Here is a 22,421-nt window from a genome sequence, read left to right on the forward strand (position 1 = left end):
TATAATGGTAGCGCTTTAACGTGCATGAAGGTAGTAATGGTTAGTCATATCCAAAGACCATTTGATGGGGGAAGGTTATGTCAGAGGTCTGACTTTCAAAACTTCTCGTTGAAGAACTTGCTTATTTGTTTCATTACTGTTATTCTATAGAAGAATTATTTTTGTCCGGTATACGAGGGAAGAACAAGATTTGATTTTTCACCTGATATCGCAAGAATAGTAATACATTGTGTGTAAAGCACTTTAGGAGGCAACAAACATGGAAAATGGTAAAGTAAAATGGTTTAACGCAGAAAAAGGTTTCGGATTCATCGAAGTAGAAGGTGGAGACGACGTATTCGTACACTTCTCAGCGATCCAAGGTGAAGGTTTCAAATCTCTTGACGAAGGTCAAGAAGTATCTTTCGACGTTGAACAAGGTGCTCGTGGACCACAAGCAGCTAACGTACGTAAAGCATAATCTAACTTTACAACTCCAAAAACAGACTCATTCGTGAGTCTGTTTTTTTATGGAGATATTTAAGTAACCGGTGACATATTGAGAAATTTAAGGACGTCTTTCCAATATGTCTCAATTAAATCGGCCGCTATAAAAAGCAGCCTTCACATTCTCCAAAATTTATTTTCCTAAATCCTTCTTCGTCACTTCACTGCGGATATTGAGTTCTTTCGAGAATTCAGTATCGCCTTTTTTATTGTTTGGGTATTTGTTCTTTCGTTCACGATTATCATTTTTATTAGTCAACGTTGTTCCTCCCATTTGTAAGTAGTCAGTACATTCTTATTCTTAACCTGTGAATCATCCTTATCCTTGGTAAGAAAGGGAAAGACACACACTTGGTGAGATATTTCCGCCTTGAAAGACTGGAATCATAATATCACCGTACATTCCTTTTTCCACCCATGATATAGTGAAGAAGCGGTAAATGATCAAAGGGAAATGGGAGAGAGTAGATGAAACAAATGTATGAAAAAGTCATTGAGTTTAGGGATGAACGAAATTGGGATGCCAATCATAATGAAAAGGATCTTGCCATTTCTATTTCATTAGAGGCAAATGAACTCCTGGAAAATTTCCAATGGAAAACAAGCCGGGAAGCAGTGGAAGCGACACGTCAAAATATTAAAGAAGAAATGGCTGATGTCCTGATTTATTTAGTCCAGCTGGCTGATAAAATGGATATCGACTTAGAAAAGGAAGTATATGAGAAGTTGGAAAAGAATGCACTGAAGTATCCGAAGTAATGATTGGGGACGGATCTCCTGAAAAGGTCCGTCCCTTTTTACAATTATATTTTCTTAATGGAAATCGCGTCACGCATTTTTTTCAGGGAAGATTTGGATAGATCTTTTCTCTTCATCATGGTGTTAACGTAGAGGGCATCGACAATACTAAGCTGACTGATTCTTGAAGCAAGTGCTTCAGATCGATATTCGGTTTCTTGAGAAACTGTAAATAGAGGAATGTCGACCCCGATGCTTAAAGGTGATTTGGCAAAGTGAGTAATGGCGATGGTCGTTACCCGATTTTTCTTCGCTACGTCCAATACTTCCAATAAATCTTTGTTCGATCCTGAATGAGAGATAAAGACGATTACATCAGCATCGGTCAATTGTGAAGCGGAGATCAGCTGCATATGGGAATCGTTGTACGCAGTAGTGGTCATGCCTGTTCTGAGGAACTTATGATGCGCATCCATGGCAACAAACCCCGATCCACCCGTACCATAAAATTCTATTCTTCTGGCACTTATCATCCCTCGAATAGCTTTCGTAAACATTTCCTCGTTCAGCATGCTTAAAGAATCCTCTAATGTCCTGATATTGGACCTGAACACTTTTTGGGCAATAACACCTTCAGAGTCCTCTTCATTGATTGTTTCATGAATATCTTTTATAGGTGTCACCAGGTCGGATGCAAGGGAAATCTTCATTGCCTGGTAGCCTTTAAAGCCCAGGCGTTTACAGAAACGGAAGACTGTAGCATCTGCAACGTTCAGTTCTTCTGCTACACCACTGATAGTGGAGTGGATAATTTTTTCTGGATTAGCAATAATAAAATCTGCAATCATCTTTTCTTTTTCACTGAATTGAGAGTAATAGGAACGGATACGAGGTAAACAATGCTGTACTTTATCCTCTTTCATGCAGGGGAAACCTCCTCTAAGCGAAATCTTCATGAAAATAATTTTAACCTACTTCATGAAATAAAAAAATATTATTTCATAAAATTCCACCACGGAAAATTATTTCGTATTATAATATATACGGTGAAAATATTATTACCCGAAGTGAAAGGAATGATAAATATATGAATAAACAACAAATAGGAGTAGCTGGTGTCGGAGTGATGGGGAAGAGTCTGGCTTTGAATTTCGAAAGCAGAGGCTATTCCGTTTCCATTTATGATGTGTCTGATGAGAAGGTAAGAGAAGTACTTGAAGAGCATCCAGATAAAAAAATGGTCGGTACTCACGATGTAAAAGAGTTTGTCCAGTCATTAGAAACACCACGAAAAATATTGATAATGGTTCCAGCCGGTAATATTACCGATAAAGCGATTGAATCATTGCTTCCTCATTTAGATCAGGGAGATATTCTAATTGATGGAGGAAACACATACTTTGAAGATACGGTTCGCCGTAATAAGGAACTTGGTGAAAAAGGAATCAACTTCATCGGTGCAGGTGTCTCAGGTGGAGAAGAAGGCGCTTTATACGGTCCTGCTATCATGCCGAGCGGTCAGAAGGAAGCATACGATTTAGTCGAGCCTTTCCTGACAGCAATTGCGGCAAAGGTAAAAGGCGATGCATGCAGTACATATATCGGTCCGGACGGATCTGGCCATTATGTGAAAATGGTCCATAATGGAATTGAGTACAGTGATATGCAGCTTATCTGTGAAGCGTATTATCTTATGAAAAATGTATTGGGTTTAAGCGCAACAGAGCTACATGAGATATTTAAAGAATGGAACGCCGGGGAGCTAGACAGCTACCTGATTGAAATCACGGCGGATATTTTCACAAAGGTGGATGAAGAAACAGGAAAACCCCTTGTTGACGTAATCCTGGATACAGCAGGGCAGAAAGGAACAGGGAAATGGACGAGTATTTCTGCACTGGAGTTAGGTGTACCATTATCGATCATTACTGAATCTGTATTTGCCCGTTTCATCTCTGCCATGAAGGAAGAAAGAGTGAAGGCAAGTAAAATCTTAAGAGGACCAAGAAATAAGGAGTTCTCCGGTAACAAAGAAGAGTTTATCGAAATGATTCGCAAGGCGTTATATTTAAGCAAAATTTGCTCATATGCACAGGGTTTCGCCCAGCTCCAATCTGCTTCCGATGAATATAACTGGAACCTGAAGCCCGGCGAAATTTCCATGATCTTCAGAGGTGGGTGCATCATCCGTGCAGGCTTCCTGGAAGAAATCAAGAAAGCCTATGATCGTGAACCGGGATTGACGAATTTACTACTGGATCCATATTTCAAGGAAATCGTTGAAAACTATCAGGAGGAAGCGAGAGAAGTGGTGGCTACAGCCATTAAGTTAGGTATCCCTGTACCAGGTCTTGCGAGTGCTTTAGCGTATTATGACAGCTATCGCTCAGAGTCACTTCCTGCCAACCTCCTTCAAGCCCAACGTGATTACTTTGGTGCTCATACGTATCAGCGTGTGGATAAAGAAGGAACATTCCATACAGATTGGTTATCTAAATAAGAAGAACGAAAGCCCTGTGGGAATCCCACAGGGCTTTCGATTACCTTATTATTCTTTGCTTGATGAGTCATCTTTCGTATGATGCTTATTTTTCTCGTCCCGCTGCTCTTTTTTTAAGTCATCGAGGGGAATTGGATCCACATTTTGTTCACTTTCATGCTGATCGAGAATGCCGTCATGATCTTTATTGATTTGTTCAGGGTTGTCATTGGTCCTCTTCGTCATTTTCCATCATCCTCCCTTAATAATTCGTTGTTATACCATACCCTTTGTGAGCAGAGAAAAACATCTGGGGAATGGAACATAAGAAAGCCACCTATCTGCAGGTGGCTTTCTTTGATGGAGCTTTAGATTTTAATATCAACTTTAGCATTTTTCTTTAAATCTTCTACATGTTGCACAAGTTTTTCTTGTTTTTTCTGTTGTTCTAACTGAGTCTTGATTTGAGGTTTAACTTCTTCAAATTTTGGTGCTTCTTTTGATTCGCCCTGACCTTGCTGACTTGCGTACTGATCGTAAAATTTCTTCATTTCATCTTCAGAGACTTGTTCTACTTTGATTTCTTTCTCAACGTAGTTTGTGTATTTGATGTTTTCAGCGATTTGAGTTTTTAACTCATCCATCGTGAATCCGGCTTTTTTCATTGCGTCTTCAAACTTCTTGTCATCGCCGTACTGCTTTTTAACTTCTTCCAGTTGTTTATTGATTTCATCTTCTGATGCCTTATATCCTTTTTCATCAGCTTGCTGCATAAGAAGTGTTTGTCCAACCAGGCTATCAATTGTTTGTTCCTTGATTTTCTTTGCTGCATCTTTACTTGTTGGGTCTTGACCCATTTGTTGATATTGCATTTGTGATTGAGTCAATACGTTATTGAAATCTTCACCTTTAATTTTTTCGTCGTTTACAATGGCAACGATCTTGTCTTTTTCAATCTTTTGCTCATCCATTTTCTTCTGCATTTCTTCCATTTGCTTCGCTTGCTCTTCCTGAGCCTGTCCATCGCTTTTTTCTTCTGTTTTCGCTTTATCGTCAGCTTGTTTTTGGCTCTCCTCGTTCGAACCGCAAGCGGCTAGTCCAATCGTTAATAAAGCTAATAGTAAAGTCGTAAATATTTTTTTCATAATAGACTCCTTTCAGAAGTAAGGTGTGATTTCAAAAAAATCACTTAATGCGCATTTTAAAGGAAAAGCCCGTAAAAAGAAAGTATTTAAACCAAAAAGTATAGATTGTAATGAGGTTGAAATACAGTGAATTACCAATATGGTCCCTTTTTCACTATTATGTATACGGTTACATTCGACTATCAACTGCCGGACAGAAATGATAATGTAAAAAGACTTTCAACTGGTTTCTAAAAAAAGAGGCTGTTTAAATCGAGATCTTTTCCTCCATTTAAACAGCCTATAAAAAATATTGGGGACCAAAGAATACTGTCAAACAACCTTCTATTTGAATTATAGAGAGTGGCTCCATTTTCTTCAACTAACATTTAGGGAGGTGTCGGCTGACTAGTGTCCTTTTGAAGGCAGTATTCAATATTCTTCTTGTCTTTTCATGAAAAATAATAATTATAAGCATATTTCAAAGGAAGGGTTTTCCTTCCTTTCGTTCAACATGTTACATCTCTTGACTTTAAGAGGGGAATAGAGTGATACTATTAGAAGATTTCACCTTCTAAACAAAGTGAATAGTTTCACTTGTAAATTCGTTTTTAATCGTTTATGATGATACAGAACACAACATTTTGTGTTCTGTTTAATTATTTAAACTATATATTGATTATAACCTGTGAATAGGGTGTCTGAATGGACTTAAAAGGGAATCCGGTGTGACTCCGGAGCTGTCCCCGCAACTGTAAGTGCTGACGAAATAAGGAACTGCCACTGTCATATACGATGGGAAGGCCTTAGAGTAGGGCGAAGCACGAGTCAGGAGACCTGCCTTGTTTATCACGTGTTATCTTCTTCGGGAATTGGGAGGATAAAGCGAGGATTGGAATAGGCCCTTTAGTCTATTCATATATCTTTCGTACATAAAGCCCATCCGATTAATAGGATGGGCTTTTTTTGAATCCTTCCCACACTGTATAAATTTGGGAGGAATGATGATGTCAATCGTATCACAGGATCAAAGGATCACAATGGAAGCAAAAGCGGTTCTTACAAATCTCCACAGTCGCTTTCCACAACTTCATTTTAAAGAATTCGATGAAAAGACTTTTAAGTATACAGAGGGTCAATCTGAATTGAGCAAAGAAAAGCTTTATCATTTCATGATCCTCACTGCAGTTGAACGTATCTCTGCCCATGAACCTGATTGGACGTATGTGGCAGCAGAATTATATTTAATGAAACTCTATCGTACGATCGCTTATTCAAGGGGAGTGGAAGAAAGCCTGTTGTACAGTTCCCTTTATGAATTAATACAAGAATTGACGGAAAGGAAACTATATACGCCAGCACTATTGGAATCATATAGCAAAGATGAAATTGACTCTTTGGGGAGGATCATGGATTCATCTAAAGACCATCTGTTTACGTACATAGGGATCGTCACATTATCAGAGCGGTATTTAACTAAATCCCATGATGGTGAAATCCTTGAATTACCTCAGGAACGATTTCTGATCATCGCCATGACACTCTTTATGAACGAACCCCGTGATAAGCGACTGTCGCTTATTGAAGAAGCTTATTGGGCCCTGTCTAATTTGTATATGACGGTAGCAACTCCTACGTTTGCTAACGCCGGCAAAAGCCATGGTCAGTTATCCAGCTGCTTTATTGATACGGTAGCCGATGATTTAAGAAGTATTTATGACAGTAATACAGATGTTTCCACACTAAGTAAAAACGGTGGCGGTCTCGGTATTTATCTGGGGAAGGTCCGGAGCAGGGGAAGTAATATCAAAGGCTTCAAGGGAGTAAGTTCAGGTGTTATTCCATGGATGAAGCAATTAAATAACACAGCAGTATCCGTTGATCAATTAGGTCAACGTCAAGGAGCGATAGCTGTTTATTTGGATATATGGCATAAGGATATTTTTCCTTTTCTTGATACACGCTTAAATAATGGTGATGAAAGGCAGCGAACTCATGATCTTTTCACTGGAGTCAGCTTACCGGATTTATTCATGGAACAAGTGGAAAAGAGAGGGGATTGGTATCTATTTGATCCTCATGAAGTGAGGATGGTCATGGGATATTCCCTGGAAGATTTCTTTGATGAGCGTGAAGGAGAAGGTTCGTTCAGAGATAAGTATTGGGAGTGTGTAGAATGTCCCGGCCTTTCCAGGGAAGAGGTTCCGGCGATTGAAATTTTCAAGAGGATCATGATTTCCCAGCTCGAAACGGGAACGCCCTACATGTTTTACCGCGATACTGTCAATCGGCTAAATGCCAATGGGCATAAGGGAATGATTTACTGTAGTAATTTATGTACGGAAATCTCCCAGAATATGAGTGCGACGGTCATGGAAGAAGAGGTCATAAAGGACGGGAAAATCATTACCTATAAATCTCCCGGGGATTATGTCGTCTGTAATCTGGCATCTGTTTCTTTAGCCAAAACGATCATGGATGATGAGCTGGAAAGGGTCGTGTCCATAGGAGTGAGATTGCTTGATAATGTCATTGATATTAATAAACTTCCAGTCCTGCAAGCCCAACTGACAAACATGCGCTATAGAGGGATTGGATTAGGAACCTTTGGATGGCATCATCTCCTTGCATTGAAAGGTTTGAAATGGGAGAGCGATGAAGCAGTTGATTATTGTGATTCACTGTACGAGGATGTTGCTTATTACACGATCAAAGCCAGTCATGAATTAGCGGAAGAAAAGGGCTCCTATCCATATTACAGCGGCTCAGACTGGTCGACTGGAGAGTATTTTTCAAAGAAAGGATATTCCGGACCGAGATGGGATTCACTCAGGGATGATGTCTCTTCAGGAGGAATCAGAAACGGATATTTAATGGCCGTTGCGCCCAATTCATCCACTTCAATCATAGCCGGTTCTACAGCAAGTATTGATCCTTTATTCAGATTAGAGTACTCGGAAGAAAAGAAAGACTATAAGATTCCTGTTACAGCACCTGATTTATCACCAAAGACGACCTGGTATTACAAAACGGCTTATAACGTAGATCAACACTGGAGTATTAAACAGAATGAGAAAAGACAGCGACATATAGATCAAGGAATATCTTTTAACTTGTATGTGCGGAATGATATCAAGGCGATAGAGTTGCTGTCTCTTCATTTAGATGCATGGAAGTCAGGATTGAAAACGACTTACTATGTGAGATCGACATCAGTTTCAAATTTCGATGAATGTGAAAGCTGCCATAGCTGACTGGGAGGAAGATGATAACATGAATGGATTAAAGCAGCGAATCTTAATAGATTCTGAGGCACCAAATAAATCTACTGGAATTGTAAATGGACAAAGTTCGAATATATTAAACTGGGATGATGTCAGGTTCTCTTGGGCCTATCCAAAGTATAAGAGAATGCTGGGGAATTTCTGGACGCCTTTTGAGATCAATATGGCAAAGGATATCAAGCAGTTTCCTACTCTTTCATCAAGTGAGCAGGAGTCCTTTTTGAAAATTATCGGCTTACTGGCTCTCCTTGATAGTGTGCAGACAGATTACGCCGGTAAAGTGGCTGACTACCTGACGGATTCCAGCCTCAATGCATTGATGATCATTTTGGCACAGCAGGAGGTCGTCCATAACCACTCGTACAGTTACGTATTATCCAGTATCGTGTCAAAAAAGAAGCAGGATGAAGTGTTTGATTTCTGGAAGAACGATCCTATCTTGAAGAAACGGAACGAATTTATAACGAATGGATATAAAGGATTTGTAGAATCCCCCACCATTGAGAATCTTTTAAAGTCAATCATCTATGATGTCATTCTGGAAGGGTTGTTCTTTTACTCCGGTTTTGCCTTCTTCTACAATCTGGCCAGAAATCAAAAGATGGTGGCGACATCGACGATGATTAATTATATCAATCGGGATGAACAGCTGCATGTCGGCTTGTTTGAAAAAATATATAAAGAAGTCCTTAATGAGAATCCGGCTTATCAAACGGATGAGCTCCGTGACTTTGGACAAGCTGCTTTCAAACAGGCAGCTATCCTTGAAATAGAGTGGGGAAGGGACATCATCGGATCTCAAGTTGAAGGGTTGTTAATGAGCGACCTTGAAGATTATATTAAATTCATGGCGAATAAAAGAGCCAAACAGCTGGGGTTTGAAGAACCATTCGAAGGATTTAGGACCAACCCATTAAAATGGATCATCGCCTATCAGGAAGTGGATAGAGGAAAGACCGATTTCTTTGAACAGAAATCAAGGCAATATACGAAGACATCGGATGCTAATGGGTTTGATGAGCTGTAAAAATGAGGGCTGTGGTCCTTTTGGTCAGAGATCAGATCTCTCTAGTCGTAATAAGCAAGTTCGTCGTAATATTTTACGCTGGTGCATTTTTCTTTAAAAGCGGTTATTATTATCAGAATTTATACAACTGCATTAAAATCAACCCATAAGAAAAGCGAGTCATCATGACTCGCTTTTTGACTTATTTCTTCTCAATAAAAGGACCATAACCTCTTCTCTTATGTTGAACGGCGACCCATTTAACCGTTGTGAATTCTTCAAGAGCCCATTCGCCATTGAAGCGGCCAAGGCCAGAATCCTTTTCACCTCCGAATGGCATATGCGGCTCATCATTCACAGGTTCATCATTAATATGAATCATCCCGGTCTTTACTTGGTGGGCCAAATTAGTCGCTCTCTCTATGGAGGAAGAGTGTACAGCTCCACTTAGGCCGTATGGATGTTCATTGGCCAAGCGGATCGCCTCATCGTCATCTTCAAACGGGATGATGGCTGCTACAGGTCCGAAGATTTCATTTTTTGCAATTGGCATTGAGTTGGTCACATGAGTCATTACGGTAGGGTGCAATAAATTTTTATCAGCTTTGCCTCCTAATACAACTTCCGCGCCTTGTTCCTTGCTGTCTTCAATATCCTTCAGAATGCGATCTACTTGATTTTCATCAATTAAGGGTCCGATATGGGTCGTTTTATCTGAAGGGTCTCCTGTATTTAGTTCTTTTACACGAGATACAAAAGCTTCCACAAATTTATCGTACATCCCTTTATGAACCATGATTCGATTAATGGACATGCAAATTTGTCCTTGATGATAAAATTTTCCGAAAAGGGCTGCTTCAACTGCCTGATCTAGATCTGCATCATCAAGTACGATAAAGACGTTGTTTCCGCCTAACTCAAGAGCAGTCTTCTTCAGGTTCTTTCCTGCGAGAGCCCCTATTCCACGTCCCACTTCAGTCGAACCGGTAAAGGAAATCAACCTGGGAATCGGGTGAGCAACGATATCATCACCAATTTCTGATCCCTTTCCGACGACTACATTTAACAATCCCTTCGGCAGTCCGGCTTCTTCAAAGATACTTGCAAATAATAGACCTCCTGTCACGGGAGTGTGTGTAGCTGGTTTAACAACGACACCGTTTCCGGTAGCTATAGCCGTTGCAATTGATCGTACAGCTAAGTGGAAGGGGAAGTTCCAGGGACTGATTACTCCCACAACTCCAAGCGGTTCTCTATAGACACGGTTTTCTTTGCCGGGCACTTGAGAAGGAAGGATTCTCCCTTCCATCCTGTAAGGGTAGGTTGCCGCTTCCTTCATACTATTAATGGAGACCTTCACTTCGCCTGCCGCTTTCATGTAAGTGCTGCCAGACTCTTTAATGAGCCAATCAATGATCAATTCCTGATTGTTTTCAACAACTCGAACGGCTTTTTCCATCACTTCTCTTTTTACTTGAGGAAGTTCCTTCGCCCAGCTTTCTTGAGCTTGTTGTGCTGATTTATAAGCAGAGTCGAGATCCTCTTTACTGGCAGCTTTAATGGAACCAAGTTCTATATTATTGAATGGGTTTTTATTAGGAATCATATTCTCACTGCTTCCTTTTACCCATTCTCCATTAATAAATAATTTATCAAATTGTGTATTCATGATTAGTCCTCCTCATTATTCAGTGTTCACTCTATTGTTTACACTCTGTAGAAAGTACTTAAACAAGAAGCAGAGAGTTTGAGATCCCATTACCAATAATATGAAATTATATGTTTAACTCTCCCAGTGGTGGGAATATACATACTAGATTGAATGAGAGGAGAGGTTCTACATGGCAAATCATTCTACAGAAGAAAAAATGGAGTCCAAGGTGGACAAAACGTTAGATAATATGTCCCAGGACAAAAAAGAGGATATATTATCTAACTTTGATCATTTCAAACAATACTTAGGTAATAAAGTTTCCTTGGCTGATAAGTTAGGGATGAATGAAGAGCAGCAGGCAAAGGCAGCCCAGAAGGTTGGGGATTATCTTGCGGCTCATGAGGAACCGAAGAATAGGGAAGAAAAGTTATTACATGAATTATGGAAAGCGGGCAACAAGGAAGAGCAGCATATGCTTGCCCATATGTTAGTGAAGCTTGTTCACGCTGAATCCTAAAAAAATCGGGCATCTTTAGTGGATGCCCTTTGCTTATGCCTTTTTTACATATGTATTTCCGGGTCTACCTTTACCGTCACATTCCCTTTGATGGCACGGGTGATCATGCAAGACTGCTCTGCTTTCACCAACAATTTCTTCGTAAGGGTTATGTCTTTTTCAGTAGTGGAGGGACCCAATGTCAGCACAGGGCGGTGAATGATTTCTTTATATGTAATGATCCCTTTTTCAACCTCCACAATCCCTTCAGATGTCATCGATAAATCCGTTTTCTCAATATGACTTCGTTCAAGCATCGCTGCCAGGGTGATGATGTAACACGTAGCTGCTGCTCCAAGAAGCATTTCATCAGGGTTTGTTCCTATTCCAGGCCCATCCATTTCAGTTGGAATGGATATTTTCGTATGAAAATTTTCCGAGCTTAAAGTACCTGTATCATTTCGCAACCCCGGCCAATCAGTAGATATATGAAAAGAGTGTCTAGCCATTCAAATAAACCTCCTAACAAGCATGGTAAGGTTATTGTATCCACTTTTTAATGTGATGGCAAAAAAAAAGACCCTACAGAGTAGAGTCTTTCGAATTAGCATGGATTATGCTTTAGTAACGTTAGCAGCTTGGTCGCCACGGTTTCCTTGAACGATTTCGAAAGAAACTTTTTGACCTTCTTCTAAAGTTTTGAATCCTTCGCCTTGAATAGCTGAGAAGTGTACGAACACGTCGTCTCCACCTTCGCGCTCGATGAATCCGAAACCTTTTTCTGCGTTAAACCATTTAACTGTACCTTCTAACATAATGTTACCTCCTCGTGTGTTCTCCACACAATTGTATTACTATTCTTGCTCATGTAACTTCAAGGCGAAAAGCTTTAAAAACTTTGTCTATCCTTCCATTCCGAACAAAAATAATTCTCTTACATAATATCAGGTAACCATTTAAAAGGCAACCCTTATAAATGAAGGAATTAAAAATAGGCAGAAAAATGTGTTAATTTCACTTTTACTATATGAGCCTCACAAAAAAATACATAATGCAAAGGGTTTACAGGTTCGTACGGACATTCCACAATTCAGGAAAGAACCGATGATCCAGTACCTTTTTTAAATAGCCAACGCCGCTTGATCCTCCCGTCCCCATTTTATGACCGATGATCCGTTCCACGGTTTTCATATGTCTGAAGCGCCATTGCTGAAGCCAATCCTCAATATCGATCAATTTTTCCGCTAATTCGTATAAATCCCAATACTGATCGGGATGCTTATAGACTTCTGTCCATGCATCCAAAACAGACTGATCTTCCGTGTAAGGCTTCTTATAATCCCGATTAAGTACATCTTCATGAATGGGTAACCCTGCATTTGCTAGGGCAAGGATAGAAACATCATATAGGGAAGGGGCTTCGTGTGCCTCTTCAAGCTGGACTAATAACTCTGGATCCTTCTTGTAAATCTCCAATACATGTTTCGTTTTGTAGCCAAGGGCAAATTCGATCATTCTATATTGGTAGGATTGAAATCCTGAGGCTTGTCCCAGGCTGTCCCTGAATTGAACGTATTCTGATGGTGTAAGTGTGGAGAGTACATCCCAGGCATGAATGATTTGTGATTGAATCTTTGAAACACGTGCCAACATTTTAAATGCAGGAGAAAGCTCACCTTTTTGGATGGAAGTGATACTGGCTTTGATTTCATGCAGAATCAATTTCATCCATAACTCGCTTACTTGATGAATGATAATGAATAACATTTCATCATGATGACCGGATAAACGTTTCTGACTATGGAGTAGTGTATCCAGGCCAAGATATTCACCATAGGTCATTTTATTAATAAAGTCGGTGTATACATCTTCATTCCCCATTTTTTCCTTGTTATTTTCCATTTCAATTCTCCCTTTCCTTTCGTCTGCTTCATACAGTGATGCAAGAAATTTTCTTTCTACTATTGATTCTTGAATGGGAGGGAGAAATCCTTTATTAGTTTCGTGAATATTGCATGTTGTTTTTGAATTATCTTGTCTATTTGTCCAATAATGGCAGTCTTTCAGAATGAATTTATTGCTGACGCGGGAAATTATGTTAATATAAGAACAATTTATAGTGCATGTGGGGTGAATGACATGGAAAAGATTAATCTTTCTTCTCATTTATTTTTACGCAGGTTAAAGAAAGAAGATTGGAAGGACGTTCATACTTATGCGTCCCAAGAAACTGTTTCTCGGTATCAGGCATGGGGCCCGAATTCGGAAGTGGAAACATTAGCATATGTGGAAGATGTGCTGAAAGCTGAAAAGGTGATTCCACAAACAAGGTATGTTCAAGCCTTGGTCGATGAGGAAACCGGTCGTGTGATTGGTGCAGGAGAAATTATAATCAAAAGCTTCGTTCACCAGTCTGGAGAAATTGGATATGTTTTACATCCTGATTACTGGGGGAAGGGAATAGGAACTCTCATAGGAAATGCATTAGTGGAGAGGGGGTTTTCAGAGTTGAATTTGCATAAAATCTCAGCGACATGTGACCCTCAAAATATTCCCTCTCAGAAAGTGTTAACAAAAATCGGTATGACGTTAGAAGGAAGAATCCGTCATGCTTTGAAAATGAAAAATGGGTGGAGAGACTCCCTGCTTTTTGGTTTATTAAAGGATGAGTGGAGAAAAAGGAGTGTAGAATGAGGGTTAGAAAGGAAATATGATAATGCAAAGCTGTTCAAAAATGATTGAATTGTGCATGAAAGGGGAAAATAAGAATATCTTTTCCTATTTAGGAGTTTAAAACCATGAATATCTTACATCATTCAAAGAATGTGACAGTTCGGTTTTTTAAGGAACGTTTCTTCGATCATTCTGCACAGTTGGCGTATTATTTATTGTTATCGATCTTTCCGTTTTTAATTTTTGTTTTTTCGTTGATTAGTTATCTGCCCATTTCGGAAACAAATGTGTTGCTACTGATTAAGCCTTTTGCACCTGATAAGTCGTACGCCATCATTCAAAATAATATAGATCGTATTCTGTATGACCAACGGGGGGATGTGTTGTCCATTTCCATCTTCTTTACCTTCTGGCTTTCTTCAATGGCTGTACAGTCAATGGTGAGATCATTGAATAAAGCGTATAAAATCGAGAGGAAGAAACCCTTTCTGGTTGCGTTATTGTATGATCTATTATTGACAGTCGGTTTTATGTTCCTTATTTCATTTTCTCTTATTGTACCAGTGGTTGAGGAATATATCCGTCATGCAAGGTTCGCTGAAGGGAAGATTAACGGAGAATGGAGTCAAGCATGGGTTATTGGAAAATGGGGTTTAAGTTCGATTTTTATGTTTATACTCTTCCTGTTTCTGTATATGGTTGTTCCAAGTAAACGAATTTCTTTCCTACATGTCATTCCCGGTGCACTATTCGCGACCTTTGGCTGGCAAGGGGTTTCCTGGTTATATGGTACCTATGTTAAATTGAATGACTATTCTCAGTTTTATGGTCAGCTGGGCAGCGTCATTACGTTAGTTGTATGGTTTTACATTTCCTCCACGATATTATTGATTGGTGGATTATTGAACGGGAGTGCAGCTGAGAAGAAGGTGAAATAGGAAAACCGCTTGGCTTAATGCCCAGCAGCGGTTTTCCTATTTCTATTACGTTTGGTTTTCTTCCCTCATCATTAATACAAGCTTTTTCGAAATGGCAAGTAAGACGAAGCCAAGGATAATGGCGGTGGCACCGATGACAGCGAAGATTTCTAAATATCCCAGTGTGGCTGTCAGGGAGGCTAACTGTCCGGCAAGAAGACTTGCCACCCCTATGGCAGCCATCCAAACACCCATCAGCAAGGATGCGATTTTAACAGGTGCTACTTTACTGACCAGAGACAAACCGACAGGCGATAAGAAGAGTTCTCCCAGAGTGTGGAGAAGGTAAGTAAAGACGATAAACAGTAAGTTTGCCTTTATGGTGATATTCTGTTCATCCGAACCCGTTTGCATGACTGCGGGAATGAGGATCATAAATCCGAGTCCGAGGAGAATCATTCCGATTCCCATTTTTGTCGTCATGTTCAGGTCCCCTCTATTTGATCTTGAAAGCTTTAACCAGACACTTGATAGAATAGGTGCCAGAATTACAATGAACAAGGGGTTAACAGATTGGAACCAGGCGACAGGTATTGTGTAGCCGAACACTTCTCGATCGATGAAGTTTTTCGTGTACAGAGTGAACGAGCTTCCTGCCTGTTCAAAGCCAGCCCAGAAGAAAACGACAAAGCAGGCTAGGATTAGAATGGCTCTTGTCCGCTGCTTTTCTTTCTTCGTCAGAGGAACATTCTGGTTCTCGTTCGCTTCTTCTGCCAATGCTTTATTGGGCCTTAATCCAACGTTTCCGAGATACTTATTATTTAATGTGCTAAAGATGATTTGTCCAGTAACCATTCCGATGGAGGATGCAAGGAAAGCCCATTTAAATCCATAGTGCATCGTACCATCCGCAAGTGTTTTCAGAAATAAATCCTCTGCGAGGAACCCTGCAATAAGCGGTGCGAATAATGCTCCCAAGTTAATTCCCATATAAAAGATCGTAAAGGCTGCATCCTTTCGTTTATCATGTCGTGGATAGAGCTCACCAACCAGGGTTGAGATATTCGGTTTGAAGAATCCATTTCCGATTACCAGAAGGGCTAATCCTGCATATAGCCCAGTTTGGGAGTGAGTAAGGAAGATTAAAAAATCCCCGCATGCCATTGTGATGCCCCCGATGGTAATCGCTCTTCTCAAACCTATATAGCGGTCTGTCATCCACCCTCCGAATATTGGTGTGAAATATACACTTCCTGTATAAATTCCATAAATGGATAATGCCTTGGCAGGATCCACACCCAATCCCCCGCTTACAAATGCAGTTGTTAGATAGAGGACGAGAAGAGCCCTCATGCCATAGTAACTGTACCGTTCCCATAATTCTGTGAAGAATAAGAGATATAACCCTTTCGGATGTTTCTTACCTTGAGGTAAATTGTCCAGTGTTGAAGAGTTCACTATATCACTCCTGTTTCTTTGATGTTTTTTAATGTGTATTGATTAGTGGCTACAGTAAACTTCCTACAAATCCATTCATAGTATTCCCGTTCCCTTCATAGGCATGTACAAAAAGGGGCGGTGGAAAATATGGGGGGTAATGGTTGTTTATATTGTGGTCACCCGGATCTGACGGAAAGTGAAATATTCTTGAGAGAAGAATATGGTGATGGACTTACGATTTTGCCTCATGGACAAAAGGTTAAGGGGAATATTGGCTTTTACTGCTGTGAGAACTGTGGGTATATTCATCCGTTTCAAAAAGAGAAAAGAAAGAAGTTTGAAAGAGAAGCGATTAAAAAATCTAAGCGTATTAGGTGGAATATTCGGTAAACAACATTTGTAGTAAGCTTCCAATTGACGGTATAATACGATAAGGGAGGGAGTCAATTGAATACATATCCAAATACGAAGAAAACACTTGAAATAATTAAGGAGCTTGTTGAAATTCCAAGTCCTTCAGGAAACACTAATAAGATAATGAATTTTGTTGAGGATTATCTATCAGACTTAGATGTAGAAATGAAAAGAAACCGAAAAGGTGCACTGATCATTACGCTGCCTGGCGAAGATACAGGAAGGCATCGTATGCTGACGGCCCATGTGGATGCCCTTGGTGCCATGGTCAAGGAAATCAAGGGGGATGGACGTTTGCGTTTATCCATGATAGGTGGATTCAGATGGAATGCAGTCGAAGGGGAGTATTGTCAGATCGAAACCTCTTTAGGCAGAACTTACAGTGGAACCATTCTCATGCATCAAACATCCGTACATGTATACAAAAATGCGGGTGAGGCGAAAAGGGACGAAACAAATATAGAAGTCCGCATTGATGAAAAAGTCCAAAATGCAAAGGAAGTAAGGGAACTTGGCATAGAGGTTGGTGACTTTGTTTCCTTTGATCCGCGCGCTGAAATTACAGAAAGCGGGTTTATTAAGTCCCGCCACTTAGATGATAAGGCAAGTGTGGGTATGCTACTACGCTTAATTCACCAAATCAAATCAGAAGGAATCACACTTCCTTATACGACCCACTTCTTAATATCCAATAACGAAGAAATAGGATATGGGGGGAATTCCAATATTCCTGAAGAAACCATTGAATATCTGGCGGTGGATATGGGAGCAATCGGTGATGGACAATCAACGGATGAATACACCGTTTCTATTTGTGCGAAGGACTCGAGTGGACCCTATCATTACGAATTGCGTAAACACTTAGTCTCATTAGCTGAAGAAAACGGGATCGAATATAAGGTCGATATTTATCCTTACTATGGTTCCGATGCATCAGCCGCGATCCGTGCAGGCTTTGACATCGTTCATGGACTGATCGGTGCGGGCATCGATGCTTCTCATGCATATGAGCGAACGCATGAATCCTCGATCCTCAATACGGAAAAATTACTTTGGCACTATGTTCAATCAAAGATGGTTGTGGAGTAAAGTGAAGTCTTTGGTCACCCTGATTATTGGTGTGATCAAAGACTTTTTTGTTTTAGCCATCGTGAATGGGGGTATGGTGACATTTGTGTGAGAAAAGTTTGTTTTGATTATAGGAGGTATTTCTCTTATCAAAGCGAAGATGATAAGATAAAATAGATACAATATTAATACAAAAGAGGTAAGCAAATGATTACATATAATCTATTAGACAGCATTAAATTAAAAACCATTTACGGTGAATTGCCTTCAGAAATAAACGAAATTCATGTCGATTCCAGAAAAGTGACAGAAGGAAGCATGTTTGTGTGTACAAGAGGCTACACAGTGGATGGACATGATTATGCACATATGGCCGTTGAAAAAGGAGCCACCCTGATCATAGCAGAAAAACAATTAGACATCGATTTAAATAAAGCAGCATTAGTCGTAGTTAAAGACTCATTCAAAGCCTTGTCTCAATTATCCAATAAGTATTATGATTACCCTTCCAAGAAGTTAACGGTTTTCGGCGTAACGGGAACCAATGGTAAGACTACAGTGAGTAACCTGATCCACTCCATTCTGAAAAATGACAGCCGGAGTTCTGCATTATCCGGTACAATCGGCTTTAATTTAGATGGAGAGTTACTCCCGAGTGAAAACACAACCTGTGACAACTTAACGAACCAGCAGATGCTGCAAAGAGCGATAAATCGTGATATTCAGAATTTCACCCTTGAAGTATCCTCACACGGACTCGCGTTGGGTAGGCTTTGGGGAATCGACTTTGATGTGGTGGCTTTCACCAACTTAAGTCATGATCATTTGGATTATCACGGAACGATGGAACACTATGGCTATGCCAAAGGATTATTGTTTTCTCAACTAGGTCAGGACCTTCAAGAACCAAAATACGCTGTTCTAAATGCAGATGACGAATGGTATGAGCGCTACAGCTATATGACTCCTCATGAAGTGATCAGCTATGGACTTGAAGGGCACGCAGACTTCAAAGCAGAAAATGTAGAATATTTTAATGATCTAACAAAGTTTACACTTGTATCTCCTCAAGGAAGCTTTGAGGTAGAAATGAAGTTATTAGGGAAGTTCAATGTTTACAATGTACTGACAGCCATGGCATGTTTGTATGCGAAGGGGATGGAAGTATCCAGACTAGTGGAAATTGTACGCGATCTCCCACCTGTAAGTGGGAGAATGGAGAAGGTTGAAATGGAAGCACCTCTATCCGTTTACATCGATTATGCACATACGCCTGATGCAATCGAAAATGCCATTCAATCCGTCCTGCCGTTTAAAGAAAACAAGATCATTTTCCTCGTTGGTACAGGAGGAAATCGTGATAAGACAAAACGTCCTACGATGGCAGAAAAGGCATCACTAGCAGACTATGTGATTTTAACAACAGACGACCCGCGATATGAAGAATACGATAGCATTCTAAAAGATCTTGAAAAAGGAATGCAGCATGAACAATACGCTTTAATCGGGGATCGCGCCGAAGCGGTTAAGCATGCAGTGGAGGTAAGTGAACCGGGGGATATCATCATCTTTGCCGGTAAAGGTCATGAGGATTATCAAATCATCGAAAATACGAAATATCCTCATAGTGACAAGAATATTGCGATAGAAGAAAGCAAGTTGAAGTACGGTGTAACTGAATAATTTTCTACGGAGTAACAGACCAATATGAATGATGTTGGTCTGTTTTTTTATATGTACATAGACGGCTTTCATAAACTTTGGTAAATTTAAACTATATATTAAATGATGAGAGAATGAAGCTTATGAGATTTTCGTTGTACTTGAATGATTACGAAACTGAGAAGTTGTTTTCTACTTTGAGGTGGCTATTTGTTGTGATAGCTACTCTCATATTTTACGTACCGCCCTTTTCTGATAATATCACTACCAATAAAACGTTCTTTCCCTATTTATTAGTATCCGGGGTCATCTATATGCTTGTGACTCAAATTGCACTTATTCGGGCAAGGGATGATAAAAAAAGTCTCCAATTCATCTTAAAAGCCGGGATAATATTCGATTTCCTGGCATTGATCTGGCTGATGTATTTATCAGAAGGGATACATAGTCCGCTTTATCCAATTTCCATATTGTTTGTCATGCATGCAACCATTTATTGGAGAACCAAAGGGGCCCTCATTTCTCTTGCAGTATTTAGTCTTGCATACCTTTTGATGGGAATCTTGACCGTCAACTTAACAGATTTCCAACATTATTTCACTCTTTCTTTAAATTTGTTTTTCCTTTGGATCATTGGCCTTTTCGGTGCTCTGATCATGCTCCGTGAGCGAGCTCATTATGCGCAAAAAGAAGCCTATCATCATCTCGCACATAGAGATTATTTATCTGGCTTGTTCAATCAACTATCGTTTCAGGAGAAGTTTAAACGGAAAGTGGATGCGAATGAATCTTTCACCTTACTCCTTGGTGACATCGATGATTTCAAAAAGGTGAATGATGATTACGGGCATTTAACCGGGGATGAAGTGATTCGAAAGGTTGGGGAAGTATTTCGTACTATCACGGAGCCCTATAAGGGACAGGCATTTCGATATGGAGGGGAAGAATTTGTCATCTTACTGCCTCAAATGGATGACCATGTTATCCACCTGTTTTTAAAGGACTTGTATTACCGCTTGGAGGCTCTAACGCCTATTGCGATTTCCATGAGTTTTGGCCAGGCTGAAACAACGGAAGCCAATGACCCGGAAAAGCTAATCGCACTTGCCGATCAAAGGCTTTATGTAGCTAAGAAAGCGGGAAAGGGAAGGACCTGCCTTGCAAATGATGAGCTTTACATTCCATCAGCAGTCTATAGATGAAAAGAAGCTGTCCACATGTGGACAGCTTCCTTTATAATCATATATATTATACGAACATACCAGCAATTGCCGCACTTAGTAACGAAGCGAGTGCACCGGCAATGACGGCTTTTAATCCTAAGCGGGCGATATCTCCTCTGCGGTCAGGGGCAAGGTTACCAAGTCCACCAAGTAAAATACCTAATGAAGAAAGGTTGGCAAATCCGCATAGTGCGAAGGAGATGATAGCTACCGCTTTATCCGATAAGTTCCCGATTTCAGGAGCAAACGCGGAATAAGCAACGAATTCGTTGATGACAAGCTTTTGTCCAATGAAGTTTCCGGCGATGACTGCCTCACTCCAAGGTACTCCAATAGCAAAAGCAAGTGGAGCAAAGGCGTAACCAAGGATAAGTTCCAGTGAAAGGCTGTCCATACCGAACAAGCCGCCTACTAAGCCAAGCAATCCGTTGATCATCGCGACAAGTGCGATAAAGGCCAGTAGCATTGCACCGATATTTAAAGCTAATTGAAGCCCGACGCTGGCCCCTTTAGCCGCTGCATCGATGACATTTGCAGAATCAGAATCCGCTTCCATATCAAGCTCTTTTGGTTCTGGTGTATTATCTGTCTCAGGTACAAATAATTTTGCCAACACAAGTCCTGCAGGAGCAGCCATGAAGCTTGCTGCCAGTAAGTATTCCAAAGGAACCCCTAATAAGGAATATCCGACTAATACAGACCCTGCAACAGAAGCAAGTCCACCCGTCATGACTGCGAAAAGTTCCGATTCAGTCATTCTGGATAGATAAGGTCTTACTACTAACGGAGCCTCAGTTTGGCCGACGAAAATATTCGCTGCTGCAGAAAGCGACTCCGCCTTTCTTGTTCCTAACAGCTTTGCCAGTCCGCCACCTAAAATTTTGATGAAAAATTGCATGATTTTAAGATAGTAAAGGACTGAAATTAAAGCTGAAAAGAAAATAACGACAGGAAGGACATTAAACGCAAAAATAAACGCTATATTGGATTCTTCCGTATAAAGTCCTCCAAAAAGGAAGGTGATCCCTTCATTTGAATAATTGATAATAGCGTTTACAACTTGAGTCAATCCTTTTAGAGAATTCTGACCCCAAGAAGTTTCTAACACGATAAAAGCGAAAAATAACTGTATAGCTAGTCCTCCAAGGACGGTTCTGAAATTAATACGCTTTTTGTTCGTAGAAAATGCAAAAGCAATTCCCAGAACGACAATAATACCCATGATACCCCATAAATATTGCACTTCTTTCACCTCTTCGAAATTTAAGTTTGTAACTTGATGCTTTCGGTTTTTTATTTTACAATTCTTTCAGACGTCTGACAACCTACAATTACACGATTTTCTTAAAGTTGTACGGACAACATCGTCATTAGTATGCGCCAATAAAGCGTTTTCATGAAAGGGGATACACATTTTGAAGATCAGAAAAAATTTTTTGGAAGGCATGGAACAAAAAGTATATATCTATGAAAACAAGAAGGATGAGTTCATATTGATTGCAGTCCCGGATATTCAATGGTCTTATTCTTTCACCTATGATGAAGATAATATACAAACTAAAATACTGGAATCATTACAGGGAAGGGTTTCAAAAGAAACAGCAGGAACATTAAGTTCCCGGATTGTTCAATGGACAAGTGAAATGTAAGTGTCCTTAAAGCCATTTTGATGAATACTGTATGGGCGTGATAGTGAAAATGCAAAATTCATACCAATAGGAAATGATGTGTGAAACATCCCTGATTTACTAAGGTAT

23 protein-coding genes and 1 riboswitch are annotated in these 22,421 nt (G+C 40.1%); of the genes, 13 read left to right on the forward strand and 10 right to left on the reverse strand.

The features are described from left to right. The first annotated feature begins 259 nt into the window (after positions 1–259). Positions 260–460 (forward strand): cold-shock protein, encoded by a 201-nt coding sequence (locus tag FZC88_RS01645; protein WP_034763533.1) that lies wholly within the window; start codon positions 260–262, stop codon positions 458–460. Positions 461–619: 159 nt separating this feature from the next. On the opposite strand, the gene FZC88_RS24290 is transcribed toward FZC88_RS01645, so the two are convergent. Beyond that, on the reverse strand, positions 620–745 hold the full coding sequence (locus FZC88_RS24290; RefSeq protein WP_262371602.1) for a hypothetical protein: 126 nt from the start codon (positions 743–745) through the stop codon (positions 620–622). 209 nt (positions 746–954) lie between these two features. Between FZC88_RS24290 and FZC88_RS01650 the strand changes: the two genes are divergently transcribed. Next, positions 955–1,245: a nucleotide pyrophosphohydrolase gene (locus tag FZC88_RS01650; protein ID WP_148993423.1), complete on the forward strand. Its 291-nt coding sequence runs from the start codon at positions 955–957 to the stop codon at positions 1,243–1,245. A 44-nt stretch (positions 1,246–1,289) separates the two neighbouring features. On the opposite strand, the gene FZC88_RS01655 is transcribed toward FZC88_RS01650, so the two are convergent. Beyond that, complete coding sequence (locus FZC88_RS01655) at positions 1,290–2,147, reverse strand: MurR/RpiR family transcriptional regulator (RefSeq protein ID WP_148993424.1); 858 nt, start codon at positions 2,145–2,147, stop codon at positions 1,290–1,292. Positions 2,148–2,311: 164 nt separating this feature from the next. Between FZC88_RS01655 and gndA the strand changes: the two genes are divergently transcribed. Continuing rightward, complete coding sequence (gndA, locus tag FZC88_RS01660; RefSeq protein WP_148968502.1) at positions 2,312–3,724, forward strand: NADP-dependent phosphogluconate dehydrogenase; 1,413 nt, start codon at positions 2,312–2,314, stop codon at positions 3,722–3,724. 48 nt (positions 3,725–3,772) lie between these two features. On the opposite strand, the gene FZC88_RS23815 is transcribed toward gndA, so the two are convergent. Next, positions 3,773–3,949: a hypothetical protein gene (locus FZC88_RS23815; RefSeq protein WP_187443482.1), complete on the reverse strand. Its 177-nt coding sequence runs from the start codon at positions 3,947–3,949 to the stop codon at positions 3,773–3,775. Positions 3,950–4,071: 122 nt separating this feature from the next. Next, positions 4,072–4,848 (reverse strand): SurA N-terminal domain-containing protein, encoded by a 777-nt coding sequence (locus FZC88_RS01665; protein ID WP_148993425.1) that lies wholly within the window; start codon positions 4,846–4,848, stop codon positions 4,072–4,074. Between the two features lie 657 nt (positions 4,849–5,505). Then, positions 5,506–5,686: riboswitch (cobalamin riboswitch) on the forward strand. Positions 5,687–5,867: 181 nt separating this feature from the next. On the opposite strand from FZC88_RS01665, the gene FZC88_RS01670 reads away from it, so the two are divergent. Beyond that, on the forward strand, positions 5,868–8,081 hold the full coding sequence (locus tag FZC88_RS01670; protein WP_397541171.1) for a ribonucleoside-diphosphate reductase subunit alpha: 2,214 nt from the start codon (positions 5,868–5,870) through the stop codon (positions 8,079–8,081). 19 nt (positions 8,082–8,100) lie between these two features. Beyond that, entirely contained in the window at positions 8,101–9,138 is a 1,038-nt protein-coding gene (locus tag FZC88_RS01675; RefSeq protein ID WP_148993427.1) for a ribonucleotide-diphosphate reductase subunit beta, read from the forward strand. Between the two features lie 181 nt (positions 9,139–9,319). On the opposite strand, the gene FZC88_RS01680 is transcribed toward FZC88_RS01675, so the two are convergent. Then, positions 9,320–10,786, reverse strand: a complete 1,467-nt coding sequence (locus FZC88_RS01680) for an aldehyde dehydrogenase family protein (RefSeq protein ID WP_148993428.1) — start codon at positions 10,784–10,786, stop codon at positions 9,320–9,322. A 172-nt stretch (positions 10,787–10,958) separates the two neighbouring features. Here FZC88_RS01680 and FZC88_RS01685 point away from each other — a divergent pair, with 172 nt between their 5' ends. Next, on the forward strand, positions 10,959–11,288 hold the full coding sequence (locus FZC88_RS01685) for a DUF3243 domain-containing protein (RefSeq protein WP_148968507.1): 330 nt from the start codon (positions 10,959–10,961) through the stop codon (positions 11,286–11,288). A gap of 44 nt (positions 11,289–11,332) precedes the next feature. On the opposite strand, the gene FZC88_RS01690 is transcribed toward FZC88_RS01685, so the two are convergent. From FZC88_RS01690 to kynA, 3 genes are all read right to left on the reverse strand, one after another. Next, a complete protein-coding gene (locus FZC88_RS01690; protein WP_148968508.1) occupies positions 11,333–11,776 on the reverse strand; it encodes an SACOL1771 family peroxiredoxin in 444 nt (147 codons plus the stop codon). A gap of 105 nt (positions 11,777–11,881) precedes the next feature. Next, positions 11,882–12,082, reverse strand: coding sequence for a cold-shock protein (locus FZC88_RS01695; RefSeq protein WP_034763568.1), 201 nt, complete (start codon positions 12,080–12,082; stop codon positions 11,882–11,884). Positions 12,083–12,329: 247 nt separating this feature from the next. Next, positions 12,330–13,169: a tryptophan 2,3-dioxygenase gene (gene kynA / locus FZC88_RS01700; RefSeq protein ID WP_148993429.1), complete on the reverse strand. Its 840-nt coding sequence runs from the start codon at positions 13,167–13,169 to the stop codon at positions 12,330–12,332. 237 nt (positions 13,170–13,406) lie between these two features. Here kynA and FZC88_RS01705 point away from each other — a divergent pair, with 237 nt between their 5' ends. Next, entirely contained in the window at positions 13,407–13,961 is a 555-nt protein-coding gene (locus FZC88_RS01705) for a GNAT family N-acetyltransferase (protein WP_148993430.1), read from the forward strand. A 104-nt stretch (positions 13,962–14,065) separates the two neighbouring features. Further along, positions 14,066–14,878, forward strand: coding sequence for a YihY/virulence factor BrkB family protein (locus FZC88_RS01710; protein WP_148968511.1), 813 nt, complete (start codon positions 14,066–14,068; stop codon positions 14,876–14,878). A gap of 45 nt (positions 14,879–14,923) precedes the next feature. Here the strand turns inward: FZC88_RS01710 and FZC88_RS01715 are convergent, their stop codons facing one another. Then, positions 14,924–16,318 (reverse strand): peptide MFS transporter, encoded by a 1,395-nt coding sequence (locus FZC88_RS01715; RefSeq protein WP_148993431.1) that lies wholly within the window; start codon positions 16,316–16,318, stop codon positions 14,924–14,926. 126 nt (positions 16,319–16,444) lie between these two features. Here FZC88_RS01715 and FZC88_RS01720 point away from each other — a divergent pair, with 126 nt between their 5' ends. The 4 genes from FZC88_RS01720 to FZC88_RS01735 all read left to right on the forward strand — a co-directional run bounded on the left by FZC88_RS01720 (position 16,445) and on the right by FZC88_RS01735 (position 20,643). After that, a complete protein-coding gene (locus tag FZC88_RS01720; RefSeq protein WP_148968513.1) occupies positions 16,445–16,687 on the forward strand; it encodes a hypothetical protein in 243 nt (80 codons plus the stop codon). 57 nt (positions 16,688–16,744) lie between these two features. Continuing rightward, positions 16,745–17,800 (forward strand): M42 family metallopeptidase, encoded by a 1,056-nt coding sequence (locus FZC88_RS01725; RefSeq protein ID WP_148993432.1) that lies wholly within the window; start codon positions 16,745–16,747, stop codon positions 17,798–17,800. 186 nt (positions 17,801–17,986) lie between these two features. After that, positions 17,987–19,462, forward strand: coding sequence for a UDP-N-acetylmuramoyl-L-alanyl-D-glutamate--2,6-diaminopimelate ligase (locus FZC88_RS01730; protein WP_148993433.1), 1,476 nt, complete (start codon positions 17,987–17,989; stop codon positions 19,460–19,462). Positions 19,463–19,656: 194 nt separating this feature from the next. Beyond that, positions 19,657–20,643, forward strand: coding sequence for a GGDEF domain-containing protein (locus FZC88_RS01735; protein ID WP_187443483.1), 987 nt, complete (start codon positions 19,657–19,659; stop codon positions 20,641–20,643). 46 nt (positions 20,644–20,689) lie between these two features. Here FZC88_RS01735 and FZC88_RS01740 read toward each other — a convergent pair whose 3' ends face one another. After that, complete coding sequence (locus FZC88_RS01740) at positions 20,690–21,907, reverse strand: NupC/NupG family nucleoside CNT transporter (RefSeq protein ID WP_148968517.1); 1,218 nt, start codon at positions 21,905–21,907, stop codon at positions 20,690–20,692. Positions 21,908–22,079: 172 nt separating this feature from the next. Here FZC88_RS01740 and FZC88_RS01745 point away from each other — a divergent pair, with 172 nt between their 5' ends. Further along, complete coding sequence (locus FZC88_RS01745; RefSeq protein ID WP_148993435.1) at positions 22,080–22,313, forward strand: YueH family protein; 234 nt, start codon at positions 22,080–22,082, stop codon at positions 22,311–22,313. Positions 22,314–22,421 lie beyond the last annotated feature (108 nt).

This window comes from Rossellomorea aquimaris, from assembly GCF_008180865.1.
GTDB classification, from domain to species: Bacteria; Bacillota; Bacilli; order Bacillales; family Bacillaceae_B; genus Rossellomorea; species Rossellomorea yichunensis.